The sequence below is a fragment of the Mesosutterella faecium genome (assembly GCF_022809315.2).
GTDB lineage: Bacteria > Pseudomonadota > Gammaproteobacteria > Burkholderiales > Burkholderiaceae_F > Mesosutterella > Mesosutterella faecium.
In genome coordinates this window covers 1,435,738-1,455,644 of sequence record NZ_JAKZJU020000001.1, presented here as the reverse complement: position 1 = coordinate 1,455,644, position 19,907 = coordinate 1,435,738, and the positions used below count along the sequence as shown (strand labels likewise).

Genomic DNA, 19,907 nt, shown 5'->3' with positions numbered 1-19,907 from the left:
AATTCCGCAGAATGAATCGCAGTCCCCCGAGAAAAGGCTCTTTCGGATCCGCGAACCAGTGCCGGGCATTGGAAGAAGTCAAAAAGTTGTCCTATTTTAACCGCCCATCAGCCTGGTGAGGTCATTGGTGAGGGCGACCAGCGTCAGCAGCAGAATGAGGGCGAGCCCGATGCGCTGGGCGGCCCCTATGACGCGCTCGGAAGGCCTGCGCCGGATGACGAACTCGACCGCGTAAATGGCAAGGTACCCGCCGTCGAGGACCGGGACCGGCAGCAGATTGAGGATGCCGAGGCTCACCGACATGACGGCAAGGAAAGTGAGGTAAGGCAGCAGTCCCACCTGCATCGCCTGACCCGCGTAGTCCGCAATGGCCACGGGCCCGGAAAGGTTCTTCACCGAGGCCTGCCCGATCAGCATCCTGCCCATCACCTGCATGGACAGCACCGTCGTGTCCCAGAGCTTGGATACGCCGGTTGTGAAAGCCTCCAGGGGCCCGAGCTGCACCCGCACCACATCGGGCAGGCCGCTGATTCTCACGCCGATGCGGCCGACCTTCCGCCCGGTCTTCGAGTCCGTCTCTTCCGGCACTTCCAGGCGGATCGTCTGCTCGGATCCCGCCCGCTCGATCCTGATGTCAGCCTGCCGGCCGCCCAGGGCGGAAACCGCCTTCATGAAGTCGAGGGCTCCGCCCATGCGCTCGCCGTTCACTTCGAGGATCCGGTCCTTCGCGGCCAAGCCCGCGCGCTGAGCGGCCGACCCGGGCAGAACCTCCACCACGGTGAGCGGCCCCTGCCAGGGCAGCAGCCCCGCCTTCTCCATGGGGCGGGACTTGGCGGGATCCTCCTCAAAGCCGATGGAGCTGAGATCTATGGGGTAGCGCGTGGCGTTCTCGCCCTTTTCGTCGCCGCTGTCCCTCACCGTAATCGTCGAAGGACCGCCCGAGGCGCGCAGCAGCTTCATCTGCAGGTCTTCGAAGCTGCGCACTTCGAGGCCCCCCACTTCGGTCACGTACTGTCCGCCCCGGAGTCCCGCCGCAGCGGCAGGCGTGCCCGCCGCAGGCTGGGCGATTCGGGACGACAGCTCATAGGTTCCCGCCATGCCGATGCCCCAGAAGATCAGCACGGCAAGCACAAGATTCATGAAAGGGCCCGCAAAAACGATCAGGGCGCGCTGCCAGAGCCGCTTGCGGTTGAAGTCTTCCTGCGGGTGCTGCGCCGACAGCCCGCGCATCGAGGGATCGCGGCCGTCGAGCATCTTCACGTAGCCGCCCAGAGGCAGCAGCGACAGGGCGTATTCCGTGCCGCTCTTCCTGCCGGTGAGCTTGAAAAGGACAGGCCCGAAGCCCACGGAAAAGCGAAGAACGCGCACGCCGCAGAGCCGCGCAGCGGCGAAATGCCCTCCTTCGTGAACGACGACGAGAAGCTCGAGCGCCACGGAAAAGGCAACGAGGGTAATGAGCAGGCTCACGAAAGCGTTTCCTCCGGGAAGGGGACCATCCGCCTATCGCAGGGATGAGTCGATCAGGCCGCGGGCAGCCTCGCGGGCCCTGCGGTCGTCCTCAAGAATCTCCTCGGGCGAATCCGGGGAACCGAAATGCACCTGCTCGAGGGTCCTGCGGCAGACCTCCGCAATGGACAGAAAGGGGATCCTGCCGCCGAGAAAAGCTTCCACGGCCACCTCATTGGCGGCGTTGAGCACGATGGGGGCGCCGCCGCCCTCGCGGAGGGCTTCGTAGGCCATGGCCAGCAGCGGGAAACGCTGCGTGTCCGGAGCCTCGAAGGTGAGCGGCTTCATGTGCAGGAGGTCAAGCGGCTGAGCTCCCGATTCAATTCTTTGCGGCCAGGCGAGCGCCACCGCGATCGGGGTTCTCATGTCCGGGACCCCGAGCTCGGCCATCACCGCCCCGTCGCAGTAAGCCACGGCCGAATGGATGACGCTTTCCGGGTGCACCACGACGCGGATGCGCTCGGCGGGGATGTCGAAAAGCCACCGAGCCTCGATCACCTCCAGCCCCTTGTTCATGAGCGTGGCGGAATCCACCGTGATTTTCCGCCCCATCTTCCAGCGCGGATGCGTGCTCGCCTCCTCAATCGTGACGTTCGAGAGGTCGAGGCGGGTCCGGAAGGGACCGCCCGAACAGGTGAGCCAGATCACGGCCGAAGCGCGCTGCCCGGGCGTAGCCGCCGCGAGGCACTGGAAAATGGCGGAGTGCTCGGAGTCCACCGGGAAAACGGACGCGCCATGGCGCCTGATTTCGGACTGCAGAAGCGCTCCACCGCACACGACGCTTTCCTTGTTCGCGAGAAGCATCCTTCTGCCCGCACGCGCCGCGGCAAAAGCCTGGGGCAGGCCCGCCGCGCCGCTTGCCGCAAGAACCACGGCATCTGCGCCCCGGTCGCCGGCAATCGTGCAGAGCGCCTCAGGGCCGGCCAGGGCCTCGGTGGCAAGCCCCCTCGCACGCAGTTCCGCGGCGAGCGCATCCTTCAGGGCGGGGTCGGCCACGGCAGCAGCCTCGGCGCCGCAGGCGGCCGCAGCCTCGGCCAGCTCCCGAACGCGGCTGCCCGAGGCTATCGCGCGCACGCGCCACTCGCCGCGGTGCCGCGAGAGCACGTCCAGCGCAGAGCGGCCGATGGATCCCGTCGCTCCGAGAATATTCACGGTTTTAGTCATAGTGGTGTGATTGTAACGGTGTTCCTTCGGCCCGTGTGGGAAAACCCTGCCCCGGGCTCGCGCCTTCAAAAAGCCCGCTTGAAATTGATCGAAAGCCCGGTCTCGCTTCGGCTCTCGCTTGAAACTCCGAGATCCGCCCCCGCCTCCAGGCTCCAGGTGCCACGCTGCAGCTCGACGCCAAGCGACCCGATGCCGGTGACCGAGTTCCCCATTTCATCGCCCGAGGCCCCGGAGCCCTCGGGAACGCTCGTCACCGCCCCGAGGACGCTCTTGAAGCGGTAGCGCGTTTTCGCATCGACCTGCCTCGTGTGGACGAGCCCCACGCCGAGGGGAATCTGCCGGGCGCTCTTCTGGCCCGAGTCCGTGGAGCCCTCTCCTCCGAGCGCGTTGAACAGCCCCGCATCGGACTGCTGCGTGAGAACGGCCCTGTAGCCTATGAACGGCACCACCTGCGTCTGGCCGGAGAGCTGCATCGGGGCCTCCGCGCGCATCTCGGCCGAATAAATGTTCTGCCTCGGATCAGCCGTAAAGCCGGCAAGCGACAGCGACGCGGGAAGCACCCGGGAGGTGCCGCCGATGCTTGAGTAGCCCGTACCGGTGAAGTGGTAGCCGTTGTCGCGGGTGATGCCGCCAAAGCCGTAGAAGCCCACCAGGCTCAGGGGGCCGAGCCCCGCGAGCTGAAGCCCGCCGTCGGATTCCCTCACAATCGAGGAGTTCTTCTCGCGCAGGGCCACCGCGATGCCCGGCGCCGCGGCCGGGGCCGGGTCGGGCTCGTCCTGCAGGAAGCCCGCCCGGCTCCAGGTATAGAGCAGGGACTCGCCCGGAGCGGCGCTTCGGGCGGCGCCGGCCGGAGGAAGCAGCGAAAAAGGCAGAGGCTCATCCCCTCGGGCCTGGAGATCTGAAAGCTTCGGGGCGGCGCCGGGCCTGCCCTTTGCCGCAGCGGCCGACAGCAGGAAGGCCTCGACGGGGTCCTCGGACGGGTCGGCCAGGGCGGCCTGCGCGGCCGCCAGCGCAGCGCACACAGCGGCGAGGGCGCGTGCGCCGTCCGCAAATTTCCGGCGCCGGAGCGATGAAGCGCGTGCGCGAGCAGAGCTTGTCATAATCCGGATCTGAGGCCTTAAAATCTTTGTCTATCATAACAACCGAAACGGGCTGCCGAGATGTCTGCTCCTCGGACGCGGCCGCCGCTCTCTTAATGGGACTAGAGCCATGGCAAAAAACGTCGTCATCATGGGCGCCACATCTGGCATCGGAGAAGAACTCGCCCGCCGTTTCGCGGCCCTGGGCTGCGACCTTGCGATCGCCGGCAGGCGCGAGGATAGGCTGCGGCAGATCTCGGAAAAGCTCCAGGCCGAAACGGGCGCAAAAGTCATTTGGGAGAAGATCGACGTCCGCTCGGACGAGGCGCCGCTCGGGCTGTCGCATCTCGTCCGGGAGCTGGGAGGCGTTGACCTCTACATCCACGCCTCGGGCGTGGGCTCCGATAATCCCGACCTCACCCCGGAGATCGAGCTCAATACCGTGGCCACGAACGCCGACGGCTTCGTGCGCTGCATCGATGCGGTCTTCACCATCATGAGAAGCCAGCCCTACGGGGCTCAGATCGCCGCGATCTCCTCGGTCGCCTCCACCCGCGGACTGGGCATCGCGCCGGCCTACTCGGCCACCAAGGCTCTGCAGAAAAACTACCTCGAGGCCCTGCGGCAGCGCTGCGCGGCCCGCGGGCTGGACATCTACGTCACCGACATCAGGCCCGGTTTCATTGACACGCCGCTGATTGCCGGACACCGCTATCCTCTCACGATGCCGCTGCCTTACGCGGCCGACCGGATCCTCAAGGCGATCCTGGCCAAAAAGCGCGTCGCCTGGATCGACTGGCGCTACATGCTCCTCTCCTGGGCCTGGGCGGCGCTGCCGGGAGTGCTCTGGGAAAACCTCCCGATCGGCTTTTATCCGTTCCTCACGCCTTCCGGCGGCAAGGCTTCCGGACGCGCCGGGCGCTTCTCCTTCGGCGCTCTGAAGCGGGGCCGGGCCGCGCAGCCGGACGACTCCGAGGCTTCCGCCGCAAAGCCCGGGCCCGCGCAGCAGCCGGAGCGCGGCAGCGGCCCGGCCGGCCAGGGGACAGGCCCCGGCTCCGAAGCCTCTAAATAAAATCCGGCCGGACAGACCGCTTTGGATTTTTAAGAACTCCGATTTGAAAGGGACACTTCATCCATGCGCTTCACAGAGGCGGTTAAAAACTGCGCCTATTACAAATACGCCCGGTTCAAGGGCCGCTCAAGCCGCTCCGAGTTCTGGTGGTTTTTTCTTGCGTATTTCGCCTGCAACGCCCTGCTGATCGTCTTCGCAGCGCTCGTCCCGTCGCTGGGAAGCGCCGCAATCGGCGGCTTCGCCCTGGTTTCGATCTGTCCTTACGCCGCCGCCCTCGTGCGGCGGCTGCATGATGTCGGGCTGTCAGGCCGGTGGGTCGCTGCCGTCTTCCTGCTGAGCCTCGCGACCTCAGCCCTGGCGGCTTACGAGCAGTACGCCTGGCTGCGGTGGATTTCGACGGCAGCCTTTCTCATTCTCTTCGTGGCCGCGATGTTTCCCGGCAGCAGGCAGGACAACGCCTACGGGCCACGGCCTCTGTCCTGAGGCGGGATCTGCGCGGGCTGTCTGACGGGCCCGGCAGGATCCTGCTCGCCTTCGCTTCACCGCATCCCGGCTTTTCCAGGATAAAAAAACAGCCGCTGGCTCCCTTGAGGGGGAATCAGCGGCTTTCGCAGTGCGCCGCAGGAGGAAAGCGGACGCCGCGGGGCATCCGCCTCCCGCATGCGGCGGGAGGCATGCTCTGAAAATCAGAGGATGCGGCGGATCCAGCCTTCCGGAGCCTCGATTTCGCAGGACTGGATCTTGAGCAGGGTCTCGCGGATCTTGCCGGAGATCTCGCCGATCTTGTCCATGCCGGAGGGCAGGTAAATGTCGCCCTCGTCGCTGTGGATGCGGCCCACAGGCGCCAAAACGGCGGCCGTGCCGCAAAGGGCGCACTCCTTCATGTCCTTCACTTCGGAGAACTTCACCTTGCGCTCGATCACCTTGAGACCGAGGTAATGCTCGCCCACATACACGAGCGAGCGGCGGGTGACGGACGGCAGGATGGAGTCGCTCTTCGGAACGATGAGGTTGTTGTCCTTATCGACGAAGAGGATGTTCGCACCGCCCGTCTCCTCGACGTAAGTGCGGGTCGCAGGATCGAGATACATGTTCTCGGCAAAGCCCGCGCGGTGAGCTTCCATGGTCGGATACAGGCTCATGGCGTAGTTGAGCCCGGCCTTGATGTGGCCGGTGCCGCGCGGGGCGGCGCGGTCGTACTTGGAGACCTGAAGGCTGATCGGCTTCACGCCGCCCTTGAAGTAGGACCCCACCGGCATGCAGAACAGGCGGAAGAGGAATTCGTGAGCGGGGGCCACGCCGATCTGCGGGCCCGAGCCGATCATCAGAGGACGGATGTAGAGGGTCGCGCCGGTGCCGAACGGAGGCACCCAGGCCGCATTGGCCTTCACGGTGGCGTCGAGGGCTTCGAGGAAAGTCTCGACAGGCAGCACAGGCATCTCAAGGCGGCGGCAGGAGTCCTGCATGCGCTTCGCGTTCTGATCAGGGCGGAAGGTCACGATGTGGCCGTCGCGGGTCGTATAAGCCTTGAGTCCCTCAAAGCAGGACTGAGAGTAATGGAAAACGCAGGCCGCTTCCGACAGCGTAATCGTGCTGTCCGTGGTCAGGCCGCCCTTTTCCCACGCCCCGTCGTGCCAGCGGGTCTCCCAGCGATAATCCGTAGGGGTGTAACCGAAGCCGAGGCTGCTCCAGTCTATGTTTTTCTTTTCCATCTTCATACCTTTAAACCAAAAACTCAGGATTTAATAAAAAATCCTGCAAACCTTTTTTGTCCCTGAACCGGCCCGCCGGGGCCGGAGTCCGTTCCTGATCGGAAACGCATCTGCAGCTTGTGGCCCGCAGAGTTCTCCCCGCCGCCCGGCGGTCGCCGGGTCTCAGGAAGGGCGGCTGGCGTCTCGATTAGCCGTCAGCTGATTCTGTTAATCCTACTCCTATGGAAGTGCCTCTGTTAAGTGCATCTTCACAAAAGCCGCTGAAACCCGTCCCTCACGCCCCCGCGGAGGCGGCCGGTTCATGCCTCAGGCGGTGAGCAGCAGGATCAGAACCGCCGCGGGCATCACAGGAATGCAGGCGTCGAGCCGGTCGAAGTAGCCGCCGTGCCCCGGAAGGAGATTGCTTGAGTCCTTGATGCCCGCCTGGCGCTTGGCGGCGGACTCGAGGAGGTCGCCCGCCATCGAGAAGAACGTGAGAAAGACGATGATGAGGAAAGCCGCAGCGAACCCGACCCGCCTGAAGATGAGAACCTGGAAGACATCGGAGCGGCCGGAAAACACTGCGGCGAGGGCGGCCGCCACGGCCACCCCGAACAGGTAGGCGCCCGCTGCCCCCTCCCAGGTCTTCTTCGGGGAAATGGCGGGCGCCATGCGGTGCCGGCCAAAGGCCCGTCCGCAGAAATAGGCGGCGATGTCCGCCGTCCAGACGATCACGAGCACGGAGAGGACGAGCTGCCAGGAGCCCGACTCAAACAGCCGCATGAGGCTGCACCAGGCCAGGGGCAGCATGGTGAGCGCAAAAACGGCCTGCAGGGGGACGGGCAGCCGGTAGCCGCTGCCGCGGTGCCGGAAGAGCCCCGCGGCAATCACGAGCCAGACCAGGCTGTCGAGCGCGGTGAGCGCGAGCAGCGCCCCGTCGGGAATGCGCAGCCCCGCCAGCCAGGAAAAGTAAAGGGCCGCGCCAATGACCGCCGCCACAGGAAGCGCCGCGCGCACATGAAGCATCCGCAGCCACTCCCAGAGAGCCGCGGAAACGCAGAAGGTCATGACGGCGCAGAAGGCGAGCGGGGAAATGAGGATGGAGGCCACCAGCACGGCAAGCATGACGATGGCGGTAAGCACGCGTTGTTTGAGCATTTGGATCCGGTGCGGCCTTCCGTCGCCGCACGCCTCAGCAGTAAAAAGAGAAATTAAAAGCCGCGGCCGGGGGGCAGAGCTCCGCTCGCCACCTGCTCGCTGGTCAGCCCGAAGCGCCTTTCACGCCCCGCATACCAGCGCAGCGCGGCGAGGAAACTCTTCTCGGTGAAATCGGGCCAGAGCTCGGGAGTGAAATAAAGCTCGGCATAAGCCGACTGCCAGAGCAGGAAATTGGACAGCCTCGACTCGCCCCCGGTGCGGATGAGCAGATCGACGTCGCCCGCCCAGTCGAGCGCAAGGTGCCGGCCGATGGACTCCTCATCGATCATCTCCGGGTGAGAGGCCGCAAGGGGCTCCTCCCGAAGGAGACGGCGCACCGCCTGGGCGATGTCCCAGCGGCCGCCGTAATTCGCGCAGATGGTGAGAGTCATGCCTCGGCAGCCGCTCGTCGCCTGTTCGGTTTCAGCAATGAGGTTCCGCAGCTCCGGATTGAAAACCGAGGTGTCGCCCGCCACGCGCAGCCTGATGTCGTACTTGAGCAGCCGCGGCTGCTGAACGCGCAGAACCTGCACGAAAAGTGACATCAGGGCTCTCACCTCATCGGCCGGGCGCTTCCAGTTCTCGCTGCTGAAGGCAAAGAGCGTGAGCGAACGGATCCCGGCCCGCCTCGCGGCCTCCGTGCAGGCGTTCACCGCGCGCACGCCGCGGCGGTGCCCCTCCACGCGCGGCAGGCGGCGCTGCTTCGCCCAGCGCCCGTTGCCGTCCATGATGACGGCCACGTGCCCGGGCAGGCTCTGTTCGGAGATCTTGGAAAAATTCATGAAGGAAAAACCGCCTTCCTGGCCGGTCAGACGGTCATGACCTCCTTTTCCTTCTCCTCTGTGGCCGTGTCGACGAGAGCGATGTACTTGTCGGTCAGCTTCTGAATGTCGTTGTCAGAGCCGCGCGCCTCGTCCTCCGAAATCTCCTTGTCCTTGAGCAGCTTCTTGACCGCCTCGTTCGCATCGCGGCGGACGTTGCGGACGGCGATCTTCCCCTCCTCGGCGATGCGGCGGACCACCTTCGTGATCTCGCGGCGGCGCTCCTCGGTGAGCGGCGGCAGCGGAATGCGGATCATCGTGCCGGTCGTGGCAGGGTTGAGCCCCAGGTCGCTTTCAAGGATGGCCTTTTCAATGGCCTTGACCAGGCTGCGGTCGAACGGCTGGACCGTGAGCGTGCGGGCGTCGGCCACGTTCACCGTGGCGCATTGGTTCAGGGGCGTGCGCACTCCGTAGTAATCCACTGAAATAGAGTCAAGCAGCCCGGTGGAGGCGCGGCCGGTGCGGATCTTGCGGAATTCCTCGCGGAGGCCCTCGACGCTGCGCTGCATCTTGTGTTCCGCCTGGGTGCGGATTTCCTGAATGGTTGCCATTTGAAACTCTTTCCTTTGTGACAGTTAAAACAGGTGAACGGTTCAAAGATGAACCAGCGTGCCTTCCTCATGGCCCGTGCAAACGCGCAGCAGGGCATCAGGACGGCCGATATTGAAGACTCGAATCGGCAGGCCGTTGGTGCGGCACAGGGCGAAAGCCGTCCCGTCCATCACCTTGAGGTCGCGCTTCATCGCCTCATCGAACGTGATGTCGGAGAAGCGGGTCGCCGTCGGATCCTTCATCGGGTCGGCGGTGTAGATCCCGTCGACCTTCGTCGCCTTGAGCACCACCTCGGCGCCCATTTCGGCGCCGCGCAGGGCCGCCGTGGTGTCGGTGGTGAAGAACGGATTGCCGGTGCCGGCGGCGAAGATCACGACGCGCCCCTGGTCGAGATAACGCAGGGCCTTGCCGCGGATGTAGGGCTGCACCACCTGCTCAAGGTGAAGGGCCGACTGGATGCGCACCGGTATGCCCGCCTTGGTGAAGGCGTCCTGCAGAGCCATGGCGTTCATCACGGTGGCGAGCATTCCCATGTAGTCTCCGGTCGCCCGATCCATGCCGCTTGCACCGAGGGCAACGCCGCGGAAGATGTTGCCGCCTCCCACCACGATGCCGACCTGGACGCCGATGTCCAGAATCTTCTTGATTTCAGAGACCATGTAGTGCAGCGTATCCCGGTTGATGCCGAACTGGTCGTGCCCCATCAGAGCCTCACCGGAGAGCTTGAGCAGAACTCGCTTATAGATCGGCTGAGGTTTCTTTTTTGTCTCTTTCATTTGAACGATTCTCCAGTTGCCGCGGCGGCAGGCGGTGAATTAGCCATTAACGCTTATTTCGAGCCAAAAGGCATGATACTGCAAAGCCGCTCCCGTGCGCCATGAAGATGCGCGGAAAGGCCGAAATAAGGCCAAGAAAAGCCCGCAGAGAGTTTTTTCCCTGCGGGCTCATCTGCCCCGAGGCCGCCGCAGCCGGTGGCGGCGGGCGGGCCTCAGGACCTCAGCCGAAAGACTCGTCAGGCCTTCTTGGAGGCGGCCACCTGGGCGGCCACTTCAGCGGCGAAGTCGTCACTGCGCTTCTCGATGCCCTCGCCGACCACGAAGAGGTTGAAGGCGACGCACTTCGCGCCCTTGCTCTTCAGAAGCTGGCCGACGGTCACCTTGTCGTTCTTCACGAACGGCTGATTGAGCAGCGTCACTTCCTTCAGGAACTTCTTCACGGAACCCTCGGCGATGCGCTCGATCAGATTTTCAGGCTTGCCGGACTCGCGGGCCTTCTCGATGGCGACGCGGCGCTCGGACTCGATGGAGGCCTGGTCCACGCCGGACTCGTCAAGAGCCTTCGGACGGGAGGCGGCCACGTGCATGGCCACGTCGTGCGCGAGCTCGTCGTCCCCGCCGACGATGTCCACCATGGCGCCGATCTTGGAGCCGGCATGGACGTAGGCGTCGAGACGGCCCTGAGCCTCCATGCGCACGAAGCGGCGGAAGGACATGTTCTCGCCGATCTTGCCGACCAGGCCCTTGCGGATTTCCTCAAGGGTCTTGCCGTCCACCGTCAGGGCGGACAAAGCGGCGACGTCGGCCGGATTCTTCTCGGCCACGAGCCGGGCGCCGGCGTTGGCCATCGCGAGGAACTCGGGGTTCTTCGCAACGAAGTCGGTCTCGGAGTTCACTTCGAACATGGCGCCGAGCTTGCGGTCCTCGGAAATATAGACAGCCACAACGCCCTCGGCGGCGACGCGGGCGGAAGCCTTGTTGGCCTTATTGCCAAGCTTCACGCGAAGGATTTCCTCGGCTTTGGCGAAATCGCCTTCGGCAGCCACAAGAGCCTTCTTGCACTCCATCATCGGAGCGTCCGTTTTCTGGCGGAGTTCTTTCACAAGAGCGGCAGTAATAACGGCCATTTATTTCTCCTGACTAATAATCAGATTGGATGAAAAACATAAAAAGGGACGCTCTTTGCAACGGGCGCCCCTTTTCGTTCATGCGGCTGAAAGCGCTCTAAGCTCAGGCCTTGGGGGCTTCTTCAGCGGCAGCCGGCTCTTCGGCGACCTCAACGAACTCTTCGTCCGCATCGGCCTTGTCGGCGCCTTCCTTGTGCTCGGCGGTGCCGGCGATGATGGCATCAGCGATCTGGGAGGCGTAGATGGCGACGGCCTTGCCGGCGTCGTCGTTGCCCGGGATCACGTAGTCGACATTGTCGGGGGAGCTGTTCGTATCCACGACGCCGATCACCGGGATGCCGAGCTTCTTGGCTTCCTGAATGGCGATCTTGTGATAGCCGACATCGATGATGAACAGGGCATCAGGCAGGGAGAACATGTTCTTGATGCCGCCGATGGAGCGATTGAGGGACTCGATCTCGCGGGTGTAGTCCAGCGCTTCCTTCTTGGTCATCTTCTCAAGGCCGCCGTTGGCGACGTTGTCTTCCATGTCCTTGAGATGCTTGATGGTGTTCTTCACGGTCTTGAAGTTCGTGAGGGTGCCGCCGAGCCAGCGGCGGTCCACGTAGCTCATGCCGGCGCGCTGCGCCTCGGCGGCGATGATCTCGCGGCCGCCGCGCTTCGTGTCGACGAACAGGATCTTGCCGCCCTTCGCGGCGAGATCGTGGGCGAACTTCTCAGCCTCAGCCAGCTTGGCAACGGTCTGCTCGAGGTTGATGATGTGAATGTGGTTGCGGGAACCGAAGATGTACTGGGCCATCTTGGGGTTCCAGAAGCGGGTCTGGTGACCAAAGTGGCAACCGGCTTCGAGCATTTCGCGCATGCTAACCATGATTTTTTTCTCCAAGGTTGTTGTCTGACACTCCGCTTTATGCGTCCGGCGCCGCCGTCCGCACCTCGGTCAAGCGAAGTGGCTATTTAAAAAATAGAAAACGTTCTTCAGAAAGAACAGGATTTAAGTTTCGTCTTTCGTCTGCCGATAAAACGACGGACGCGGCATTATATTACAAACGCGGCGCGGCCTCAACCGCGCGAGAGCCGCCCGCCCCGCGCCACTTCGTGTACCATGTGCCGCAAATCATCCTGTTTGAAAAGCTCCCCGCGGCGGCGCAGGCCGCGCGGCCCGGGCGGCTTTCCCTGCAAGCGAAAATCATGAGCGAAAAGAAATTACCTGAAATCCACATCTGCACGCCGGAGGAAATCGAGGGGCAGAGGACGGCCTGCCGGCTCGCCTCGGAACTGCTCGACTACATCACGCCCTTCGTGAAGCCAGGCGTGGCCACCATCGAGCTCGACCGCCTGATCCACGACTACACGGTCGACGTGCAGAAATGCCGACCGGCCGACCTCGGCGTCAAGAATGACCGCGGCGTGCCCTTCCCCGCCTCGAGCTGCATCTCCGTGAATAACGTGGTCTGCCACGGGATCCCTTCGGAAAAGAAGCTGAAGAACGGCGACATCGTCAACATAGACGTCACGAGCATATGGAATGACTTCTACGGCGACACCTCCCGCATGTTCATCGTCGGCAAGCCCACCATCGCCGGCTCGCGCCTGTGCAGGGTCACTTACGAGAGCATGTGGCGGGGGATCGAAGCGGTCAAGCCAGGCAATACTTTCCTCGACATTGCACTGGCCTGCAACAAGGTCGCGGTTGACGCCGGCTGCTCCATGGTGCGCGAGTACGGCGGACACGGCATCGGCAAAGGCGTCTTCCACGGCGAGCCCTGGGTGTCGCACTATCCGATTCCGCCCGCCGATTATCCGCCCTCGGGCATCGTCCTCGAACCCGGCATGATGTTCACGATCGAGCCGATGGTGAACGCGGGCCGCCACCGGATTTCCAATCTGGGAGACGGCTGGACCGTGGTGACGACAGACCGGTCGCTGTCGGCCCAATGGGAGCACACGCTCTACGTGACAGAAACCGGCTACGAGGTCCTCACGCACTCCTCGGGCTGCCCCAAGCCGCCGGAATGGGCCTTGCAGCAGTGGTGAGCGCCCCTGCTGATGGAAAAAGCCGGAGCCTCTGAGGAGGTGAACTGTCCCCAGAAGGTGAGACACTTTCTGGGGATTTTCATGTCCAAAAAGATCTCGATTGAAATTCGTCAAAAAGTATTGACGTTACTGAGGCTGGGAGCTCGATCCTTTACGATCCCAAAACAGCTGGGATTGGCCCGCATTAGCGTAGAAAACTGGCAAGCGGCATTTGATCGTGGTGATGTTTCATGGAGCCTGGATAACAGCTGGCGGAAAAGAACTGAAGCCATGGCGTGGCAGGCTGTCAGGGTGTACGCTGTTTGTCAATCGTACAATGCTGTCATTGTGCAAAATGAGTTACCCGCCAAAAATTCACAATTAGGTAACCACCCCATCGTACGTAACGATACCGAAAATCAATTGGCCTGGGTGCTCTCTGCAGCCTCCTCCTTCTTCTCTTTGGCCTTTCTCTTTAACTTTCTCATCCTGCTCTCATGGATTCGGTAGCTCTCGCCTTTAATCGCAAGGGCAGTGCAGTGATGGAGCAGCCGGTCCAAAATCGCATTGGAAGCCGCTTTATCGCCCATAAACAGCTCCCACTGTCCTGCCGGACGGTTGCTCGTCACAATGAGGCTTTTCTTCTCATACCTCAGCGCAACCAGGTGGTACAGCAGCTGCGTCTGCACCGGCGACAGCGGCGTATAGCCGAGCTCGTCGATGATCAGAAGCCTGGCCTTGTTGATTTCCTTGAGTTTGTTTTCGAAAGCGCCTTCACTGTAGGCTTTGGAAAGGGACTCAATTAAATCCTTGGCATTGAAAAACCGCACCGTCATGCCGGAGCGGACGGCTCTGACTCCCAGCCCGATGGCCAGATGCGTCTTCCCAACCCCCGGAGGCCCGACCAGGACGACATTTTCTCCTGACTTTTCCGTGATTTCTTTATCAAACCTTGTGCGGAAGCCTGGTACTCAAGGCTTTCGGCTGTTTTTAAAACTATCCAGCGATGTAGGTAAATTTTTAAGCCATAGGCAGGCGAGAATGGAATTTCCTGCGGATGCTTTCAGCCGTCTCAAGGTCTTTCAGAGGCTCGATCCCGCAGGCGTTAAGGATCTTGTCGCAAAGTTCCTGTAAAGAGAGAAGATCTCCTTTTTCATTCCTGACGCTGAGCGACTCCGCGTTCTCATTGCTGCAGCAGTAGAGGAAAGACTGAGCCTTCTTCAGCCCCTTCAGCCTGCTGATCTTCATTGATTCCAGCGCCCGAATGAGTTCCGCGCCTGAAACATCAAGACCGGACTCGCGCAGCTTCTTCATTAAAAGCCGCTGGAGAACCAGGCCGATGTAGTTGAGGACGAAATGCCCACGGATATGCTGGTCTGTCCAAACGAACACAGGTCTGGCCCTAAGATCGGTCTTGAGCATCCGAAAGTTGTTCTCAATGCGCCAGAGCTGCCGCAGAAGGCCGTAGATTTCGGCGGGCTTGTGCTTCTGCAAATCAAGATTGGTGAGCAGCGCCATGTATCCACACCACTTGCGGCGTTTGTCGTAAAGGGCTGAGTTCAGCTCAACTTTAGTGGTCCCCGGCTTGATAAAAGCTTTGTAGCCGCTTCGCCCCGCCGCTTTCACAGCGGCGGGGCCTCTTGCCACAAGGTCGGAAGCACGCTGCCACTTGAGTTCAAGCTCCTGGCTGTCGTGTTCAAAGCGTTTGGCGGAATAGGTGGCTATGCAGGTGGCCTTGAGGCTGACCGGTCTTCGCTGGCCGGTGCTTTTGTCCACGACCGTGCGCTCAATGGACAAAGGCATTTCCTTGATTCCCCACCGAGGGTCATCCGGACTGGAACTCCAGTGCCAGCCGTCGCAGTCCAGTAATTTCTGCTGGTCCGACACAGACAGCTTGATGTAGGGAGGGAAGCCCACAATGAAGTTGAAATTGGATTCCTGCAGCGCCTCGAGATTGATGTACTGGTTCAGCCCGCTGTCAGCAACCACCGTGACATTCTGGACTCCGTAATCCCGGCTGAATTTCTTCACGACCTCCATCAGGGTGTGAACTTCGGCTGTGTTTCCGGGGAAGATTTCGTAATTGAACGGAATGCCGTCTGCATCCACCAGAAGCCCCAGCACCACCTGGGTCTCCTGGGTCCGATGCTCCTTGCTCATCCCCCGGCGGCGCAGGCCGTCTTCAATAAAACTCTCGAAATACAGTGTGGTCACGTCATAAAGCGCAATTGTCAGGTCGCGCTTGTAGAGCCGCCCAATGCCGTCATTGAGCTTTTTGATGATAGCTTCCTTGCGGTCGGCCAAAATGTCCAGGCTGTCGTAAATCTGATCGAGGCGCAGGTCGCTGAAGTCGAAGACGAATCTTTCCTTGTTGAGCCAGGAGGAGCGCTTCGAGGAAGGGGCGATCAGCCGTGAAACGACAGAAAAGAAAATCGTCTTGTCCACGTCCCAGCCGATCCGGTAGTTGTGACGATAGTTCTGAAAATAATTTGAAATTCCCAGCTGCTCCCACAGAAGCCTGTAGGGTGCCGGCGTACAGGTCCTGCAGTCGGGCCGCCGGTCTGCCGCGCTTGGCGCAGCGACCCGCGACAATACTGTTTCCTGGATCGTCTGGCTGTACAGCGAAGAATCCGCCCTGAGCTGCTCGGCGTGTTTCTGGATCTTCTCCATGGCGTCCGGGTCTTTTTCAAGCAGCTTCTTTTTGTTCCCGTAGCTGGCCAGCACACGGCTGGTGGGTTTGCGGGTAAGCGGGTCTCGGAAGCTTTCGCAAATGTAAACGTATTCCACACCCTTGAACTTCTTGATTGAAACGGAGATGGCCATGGGAAAGCTCCTGTCAGACATTTACATCATATCATGATTAACACTAATCTAACTACATAATTACGACAAAGCTTGATAAACATCAACGCCTCACAAATTTATGTTTGTATTGATATTTATCCTTGTTGAGGACGGCTTTTTAGGTAAAAGTCAGGAGCAGCTGCGTCTGCACCGGCGACAGCGGCGTATAGCCGAGCTCGTCGATGATCAGAAGCCTGGCCTTGTTGATTTCCTTGAGTTTGTTTTCGAAAGCGCCTTCACTGTAGGCTTTGGAAAGGGACTCAATTAAATCCTTGGCATTGAAAAACCGCACCGTCATGCCGGAGCGGACGGCTCTGACTCCCAGCCCGATGGCCAGATGCGTCTTCCCAACCCCCGGAGGCCCGACCAGGACGACATTTTCTCCGTTGCCGATCCACTCCAGGCTGCACATTTCTCGGAAAAGCCCCGGATCAATGGAGGGCTGGAAAGTGAGGTCAAAGTCCCCCAGCTCCTTAATCACCGGGAAATGGGCGCCGCGCATCCAGATAGAGCAGCGGTTGGCATTGCGCCGCCGGATTTCCTCACCGAACAGAAACGCAAGGGCCTCCCGGACCGTCATTTTGTTGTCAGTCGCGGTCTTGAGCAGGTCTTCCAGATTGTCCCGAATGAATGTCAGTTTCAGACGGGCCGCGCAGGCCTTAAGCTCTTTGTCGGTTTCCCTCATGGCCGAACTCCTTCGGGTTCAGCCCCAATAAACAGCGCGTTGTACTGCGCAGAGTTTCCCGGAATGCCCGGGCCAGCCTTTTGATACTCCTGATAAACGGGGTCCTGCTGAAGGATTTTTTTTTCTTCCTCGAAGGTCTTTGAGGCATCTCTCGGGGTTGACATCGGCTGCTGGCGAGGCGAATATACATCTGCGGTTTTATTCAAGCGGATGATTGGCTTCTGTCCACAGAACACCTCGAGGGTTTGTGAGCTTACACGGAGCCGGACCTCTTGCAGCCGACAGGCATCGGGGAGTCGATAGAGGCGGTTTTCCAAACGGATAAAACCGCTTTTATCTGCCTTTCTCGTCACCCAGATCGTTGAAAACAAAGGCCCGCAGGGCAGCGGACGAAGCGCTTTCTTTTCTTCGGGCCAGCGTTCCAGGGGCTTGCTCTGAAAGCTGGCCAGCACACGCTGGTCGGCCGTCAGGCCGCACCAGGCCCGCAGGTTCATGTTGAGCTGCTCGAAAGACTCGAAGCGAACGCCTGCCAGCGCGTTGTGCTTGACGTAACCGACGCTGCGCTCGACCTTGCCTTTGGACCGGGGCTTGCGGACGGCGGCGGCCACAGGGGTGAAATCGTACTGGTCTGCCAGGAACTGGTACCGGTCGGTAAAGCGAACCTCGCCCCGGCGTTTGTGGCAGGCCACCAGCGAGGCGGCATTGTCGCTGACCACCTGCCGCGGAACACCTTCAAAATACATGAACACCTGCTCTATCCCCTGCAGCCAGGCCTCCTGGGTTTCTTTCTCGAACGCCATGGCGAAAATGCGCCTCGAGTAACCTAAGACAGCAACAAAAACGTGCACACGCGTCAGCTGACCCGCTATCTCAACGTCTTTTTCACCGAAGTCAATCTGCATCTGATCGCCCGGCTGGGTCTCAAACCTGCCGGGAGAGGGCATGTTCTGAAGCTTGACCTGATGCCGGAAGTTTTTGATGAAACGGTTGAAAGTGTCCTGACGCACCTCCACTCCGTATGTCTTCCGGATCAAGCGGATGGTCACCGGAGCGCTGCATTCCGCCTTGAGAAAAAGTTCTCTGACTTTCTCCGTTTTGCTCTGCAGGAAGGCAAGGCCGGGGCCTGGATGCCGGCCGGCTTTCTGCGGAACGACGCCGTTGATGTAGCGCCTGATGGCTTTGCGGGATACGTGCAGCGCACGGTGAATGTACCTGATGCTCTGCCCCTGCTGATGCAGAGCCAGAATGCTCTGCTGAATTGATTGTGTGAGCATAAAGCCGGACCCTTCATAGTGAAACTTTATGCTCTGTTTTAATGAATTACGATTCACAGCGTAACCCCCTCTTGTTGTAAAAAACTATGGGAGGGTGGTCACTTCATTTTGAATAATTGGGTGGGTCACTTATTTCGCTTCGCAACACAATGCGGCGGGCTGTGCTTTGGGGATGAGCGCCAGCGATGTACGTCGGTATGTGCAAAACGTTGAAAAGTTCGGCGCTCCCATCCTCAAAAGAGGGGTCCGTTGCCAAGCCCCGGAGATCAAGAACATGCCTGATAAAACAACTGCATCCCGCGGCAAAGAAAATGTGGCCAAAGAACTTAAGACAGCCCGGAGGACCATTGAGGAACAGCGGATTGTCCTGGACTGCCTGCTGAAGTCCATAGACGAGCATCTGGGCTCAAAACACAACCTCCTCGGAGTTTAGGTAAGAACTCCGATTCTCTGACCTGAGACGGTCATTTTTACTCCTCAAATTCGCTTTTCCTCCAGAAATCCGGCCCTTCAGGCCCTATTTTTTTGGAATTTTCTCTTGCGGAACAGGTCGGAGTCTGCTATAATTTAGGTATACGACAGGTATATCAAAAAGCACCGTCATGGCCAATACATCAGGCAAATATTCCGTCCCCGAGGAAATCCGCAGGCTCAAGCCCCGGGGAACCATGGTCAAGAAGATCAACGGTCATTTCTACGTCTACGGGATGAAGAACACGAAAGATCCCACGACGGGCAAGTGGAAGACCGTCACAACAGGGATCCTTGGGAAAATCACTCTTGAGGACGGCTACGTTCCCAATGAAGACGCCAGATACACGGTTTTGGAATACGGCGCATATCACCTGGCCGAGGAGTGTGCCGCCGGCATCAGGTCGCAGTTCAGCCAGGCGTTCGGCAAGGGCGAAACCGCCCGGAAGATCTGGGCCCTGGCCCTGATTTACGCAGTCAACGGCTTTCGTGCCATTTCCTCCATCTCAACGCTTTACCGCAAGAGCGCGCTTGCAGTGGTCTTCCCGGACCTGAAGATGGGAGAAACCGCCGTTGCCAATCTGCTTGATTTCCTTGGAAGAAGGGATACGGAATCCTTGGAATTCCAAAGACTCCTGCAGGCCGAAACAACTCAGATAGCTCTTGATGGCCATGCCATTCCCCGATATTCGATGCTGGATGGCATGACGGAATTCGGCTACAAGTACCGGAAGTTCGAAAGCATGCAGGTCAACCTGCTAACTGCCTACGATGTCGCAAGAAACCGCCCAGTCTCCATGAAAATGTTTGACGGCAGCAAGAACGACAGGTCAGCGGCAAAGGAGATGATCCGGGACATTTCCTCCGAGGGCTGCCTGTTCCTGATGGACCGGGGGTTCCACTCACCGGAACTCAAGGAGGCGCTTGCTGCAAGGAACGACACGTACATCATGCCGGTCAGCTCCAACATGAACAAGTACCGGGAAGCCATGAACCGGGGACGCGGCCGCCTGAAGAGCTTTGTCTACTTGCGCCGGGAAGAAATCCGTTCCGTCAGGTGCGCAGTCGAATACCGGGTCTCATCGGACGAGGATGGAACACGGGTTATCTATTTCCACAACCTGCAGGAAGCGGCCGACGAACAGGCGAATTATCTCGCGTGCATTGAAAAGCAAATTCCTGGCTATACAGCGGAAAATCTGCCGGAAGCGGAGAAGTCCTTTGGAGTAGTTGTTATGGAAACCACCTTCAATGCAACCCCGGAGGAAATCTACAGCCTGTACAAGAAACGCTGGGGCGTTGAAACCTATTTCGATTACCTCAAGCATCAGATGGACTTCAATGCGCTTGGCGTTCAGGACTGGGCAAAGCTGCAGGGGCTTGCCTTCATGATGCTGCTGGCCACGTTGATCCGAGGTTCCATTCAGGAAAAATTGAAGCAGGCCTCGTTTCCTACCTCCATGCCGGAAGTGTTGCTCATTGCTTCATCGATCAAGGCAATAAAGCGGAACTTAACCTGGGCTGTTGAGAACTGTTCGAAACGGGAAAGAGAGCTTTTTGGAGCAATTGGCATCTCTGTCGGGAATGAACTTGCCCCGGCTCTTTCGAAGGATCCTACCTAAACACCGCGGA

19 protein-coding genes are annotated in these 19,907 nt (G+C 60.4%); 5 read left to right on the top strand and 14 right to left on the bottom strand.

Features of this window, described 5'->3' with window-relative positions:
• Positions 1-96: 96 nt before the first annotated feature.
• From rseP to MUN46_RS06760, 3 genes are all read right to left on the bottom strand, one after another.
• The gene (rseP, locus tag MUN46_RS06770) at positions 97-1,467 is read right to left on the bottom strand and encodes an RIP metalloprotease RseP (RefSeq protein WP_243376522.1); all 1,371 of its coding nucleotides are present in this window, start codon (positions 1,465-1,467) and stop codon (positions 97-99) included.
• 33 nt (positions 1,468-1,500) lie between these two features.
• The gene (gene dxr / locus MUN46_RS06765; RefSeq protein WP_243376521.1) at positions 1,501-2,670 is read right to left on the bottom strand and encodes a 1-deoxy-D-xylulose-5-phosphate reductoisomerase; all 1,170 of its coding nucleotides are present in this window, start codon (positions 2,668-2,670) and stop codon (positions 1,501-1,503) included.
• 65 nt (positions 2,671-2,735) lie between these two features.
• Entirely contained in the window at positions 2,736-3,692 is a 957-nt protein-coding gene (locus tag MUN46_RS06760) for a hypothetical protein (RefSeq protein ID WP_243376520.1), read from the bottom strand.
• 187 nt (positions 3,693-3,879) lie between these two features.
• On the opposite strand from MUN46_RS06760, the gene MUN46_RS06755 reads away from it, so the two are divergent.
• Positions 3,880-4,821, top strand: a complete 942-nt coding sequence (locus MUN46_RS06755) for an SDR family NAD(P)-dependent oxidoreductase (protein WP_243376519.1) — start codon at positions 3,880-3,882, stop codon at positions 4,819-4,821.
• A gap of 63 nt (positions 4,822-4,884) precedes the next feature.
• Positions 4,885-5,304 (top strand): DUF805 domain-containing protein, encoded by a 420-nt coding sequence (locus tag MUN46_RS06750; protein ID WP_243376518.1) that lies wholly within the window; start codon positions 4,885-4,887, stop codon positions 5,302-5,304.
• A 203-nt stretch (positions 5,305-5,507) separates the two neighbouring features.
• On the opposite strand, the gene MUN46_RS06745 is transcribed toward MUN46_RS06750, so the two are convergent.
• The 7 genes from MUN46_RS06745 to rpsB form a co-directional block, all read right to left on the bottom strand.
• Positions 5,508-6,533, bottom strand: a complete 1,026-nt coding sequence (locus tag MUN46_RS06745) for a branched-chain amino acid aminotransferase (RefSeq protein ID WP_243376517.1) — start codon at positions 6,531-6,533, stop codon at positions 5,508-5,510.
• Positions 6,534-6,839: 306 nt separating this feature from the next.
• On the bottom strand, positions 6,840-7,670 hold the full coding sequence (locus MUN46_RS06740; protein WP_243376516.1) for a phosphatidate cytidylyltransferase: 831 nt from the start codon (positions 7,668-7,670) through the stop codon (positions 6,840-6,842).
• A gap of 53 nt (positions 7,671-7,723) precedes the next feature.
• On the bottom strand, positions 7,724-8,491 hold the full coding sequence (uppS, locus tag MUN46_RS06735; RefSeq protein ID WP_243376515.1) for a polyprenyl diphosphate synthase: 768 nt from the start codon (positions 8,489-8,491) through the stop codon (positions 7,724-7,726).
• 26 nt (positions 8,492-8,517) lie between these two features.
• Positions 8,518-9,081: a ribosome recycling factor gene (gene frr, locus MUN46_RS06730; RefSeq protein ID WP_243376514.1), complete on the bottom strand. Its 564-nt coding sequence runs from the start codon at positions 9,079-9,081 to the stop codon at positions 8,518-8,520.
• A gap of 42 nt (positions 9,082-9,123) precedes the next feature.
• Positions 9,124-9,858, bottom strand: a complete 735-nt coding sequence (pyrH, locus tag MUN46_RS06725) for a UMP kinase (protein ID WP_237978557.1) — start codon at positions 9,856-9,858, stop codon at positions 9,124-9,126.
• Positions 9,859-10,094: 236 nt separating this feature from the next.
• Positions 10,095-10,985 carry a translation elongation factor Ts gene (tsf, locus tag MUN46_RS06720; protein WP_243376513.1) on the bottom strand — a complete coding sequence of 297 codons (891 nt, stop codon included), beginning with the start codon at positions 10,983-10,985 and terminating at the stop codon, positions 10,095-10,097.
• 103 nt (positions 10,986-11,088) lie between these two features.
• The gene (gene rpsB, locus MUN46_RS06715) at positions 11,089-11,856 is read right to left on the bottom strand and encodes a 30S ribosomal protein S2 (protein ID WP_243376512.1); all 768 of its coding nucleotides are present in this window, start codon (positions 11,854-11,856) and stop codon (positions 11,089-11,091) included.
• A 320-nt stretch (positions 11,857-12,176) separates the two neighbouring features.
• Here rpsB and map point away from each other — a divergent pair, with 320 nt between their 5' ends.
• Positions 12,177-13,022 (top strand): type I methionyl aminopeptidase, encoded by an 846-nt coding sequence (map, locus tag MUN46_RS06710; RefSeq protein ID WP_243376511.1) that lies wholly within the window; start codon positions 12,177-12,179, stop codon positions 13,020-13,022.
• A 398-nt stretch (positions 13,023-13,420) separates the two neighbouring features.
• On the opposite strand, the gene MUN46_RS06705 is transcribed toward map, so the two are convergent.
• The 4 genes from MUN46_RS06705 to istA form a co-directional block, all read right to left on the bottom strand.
• Positions 13,421-13,939: an ATP-binding protein gene (locus MUN46_RS06705; RefSeq protein WP_285230628.1), complete on the bottom strand. Its 519-nt coding sequence runs from the start codon at positions 13,937-13,939 to the stop codon at positions 13,421-13,423.
• An 82-nt stretch (positions 13,940-14,021) separates the two neighbouring features.
• Positions 14,022-15,824, bottom strand: a complete 1,803-nt coding sequence (locus MUN46_RS06700; RefSeq protein ID WP_285230561.1) for an IS1634 family transposase — start codon at positions 15,822-15,824, stop codon at positions 14,022-14,024.
• Positions 15,825-15,963: 139 nt separating this feature from the next.
• A complete protein-coding gene (locus MUN46_RS06695; protein WP_243377767.1) occupies positions 15,964-16,530 on the bottom strand; it encodes an ATP-binding protein in 567 nt (188 codons plus the stop codon).
• Positions 16,527-17,861, bottom strand: a complete 1,335-nt coding sequence (istA, locus tag MUN46_RS06690; RefSeq protein ID WP_243377768.1) for an IS21 family transposase — start codon at positions 17,859-17,861, stop codon at positions 16,527-16,529. Before istA ends, MUN46_RS06695 begins: the two co-directional genes overlap by 4 nt.
• 115 nt (positions 17,862-17,976) lie before the next feature.
• On the opposite strand from istA, the gene MUN46_RS06685 reads away from it, so the two are divergent.
• On the top strand, positions 17,977-18,237 hold the full coding sequence (locus tag MUN46_RS06685; protein ID WP_285230578.1) for a hypothetical protein: 261 nt from the start codon (positions 17,977-17,979) through the stop codon (positions 18,235-18,237).
• A 235-nt stretch (positions 18,238-18,472) separates the two neighbouring features.
• Complete coding sequence (locus tag MUN46_RS06680) at positions 18,473-19,897, top strand: transposase (protein WP_285230577.1); 1,425 nt, start codon at positions 18,473-18,475, stop codon at positions 19,895-19,897.
• The last annotated feature ends 10 nt before the right edge of the window (positions 19,898-19,907 follow it).

What these genes read in the sequence shown, in the direction of transcription:
- MUN46_RS06740 (WP_243376516.1), bottom strand. Translation starts at nt 7,670, where the DNA reads ATGCTCAAACAACGCGTGCTTACCGCCATCGTCATGCTTGCCGTGCTG.
- map (WP_243376511.1), top strand. Translation starts at nt 12,177, where the DNA reads ATGAGCGAAAAGAAATTACCTGAAATCCACATCTGCACGCCGGAGGAA.
- frr (WP_243376514.1), bottom strand. Translation starts at nt 9,081, where the DNA reads ATGGCAACCATTCAGGAAATCCGCACCCAGGCGGAACACAAGATGCAG.
- pyrH (WP_237978557.1), bottom strand. Translation starts at nt 9,858, where the DNA reads ATGAAAGAGACAAAAAAGAAACCTCAGCCGATCTATAAGCGAGTTCTG.
- tsf (WP_243376513.1), bottom strand. Translation starts at nt 10,985, where the DNA reads ATGGCCGTTATTACTGCCGCTCTTGTGAAAGAACTCCGCCAGAAAACG.
- MUN46_RS06755 (WP_243376519.1), top strand. Translation starts at nt 3,880, where the DNA reads ATGGCAAAAAACGTCGTCATCATGGGCGCCACATCTGGCATCGGAGAA.
- uppS (WP_243376515.1), bottom strand. Translation starts at nt 8,491, where the DNA reads ATGAATTTTTCCAAGATCTCCGAACAGAGCCTGCCCGGGCACGTGGCC.
- MUN46_RS06695 (WP_243377767.1), bottom strand. Translation starts at nt 16,530, where the DNA reads ATGAGGGAAACCGACAAAGAGCTTAAGGCCTGCGCGGCCCGTCTGAAA.
- dxr (WP_243376521.1), bottom strand. Translation starts at nt 2,670, where the DNA reads ATGACTAAAACCGTGAATATTCTCGGAGCGACGGGATCCATCGGCCGC.
- MUN46_RS06750 (WP_243376518.1), top strand. Translation starts at nt 4,885, where the DNA reads ATGCGCTTCACAGAGGCGGTTAAAAACTGCGCCTATTACAAATACGCC.
- MUN46_RS06700 (WP_285230561.1), bottom strand. Translation starts at nt 15,824, where the DNA reads ATGGCCATCTCCGTTTCAATCAAGAAGTTCAAGGGTGTGGAATACGTT.
- rpsB (WP_243376512.1), bottom strand. Translation starts at nt 11,856, where the DNA reads ATGGTTAGCATGCGCGAAATGCTCGAAGCCGGTTGCCACTTTGGTCAC.
- MUN46_RS06685 (WP_285230578.1), top strand. Translation starts at nt 17,977, where the DNA reads ATGAGCGCCAGCGATGTACGTCGGTATGTGCAAAACGTTGAAAAGTTC.
- MUN46_RS06745 (WP_243376517.1), bottom strand. Translation starts at nt 6,533, where the DNA reads ATGGAAAAGAAAAACATAGACTGGAGCAGCCTCGGCTTCGGTTACACC.
- MUN46_RS06680 (WP_285230577.1), top strand. Translation starts at nt 18,473, where the DNA reads ATGGTCAAGAAGATCAACGGTCATTTCTACGTCTACGGGATGAAGAAC.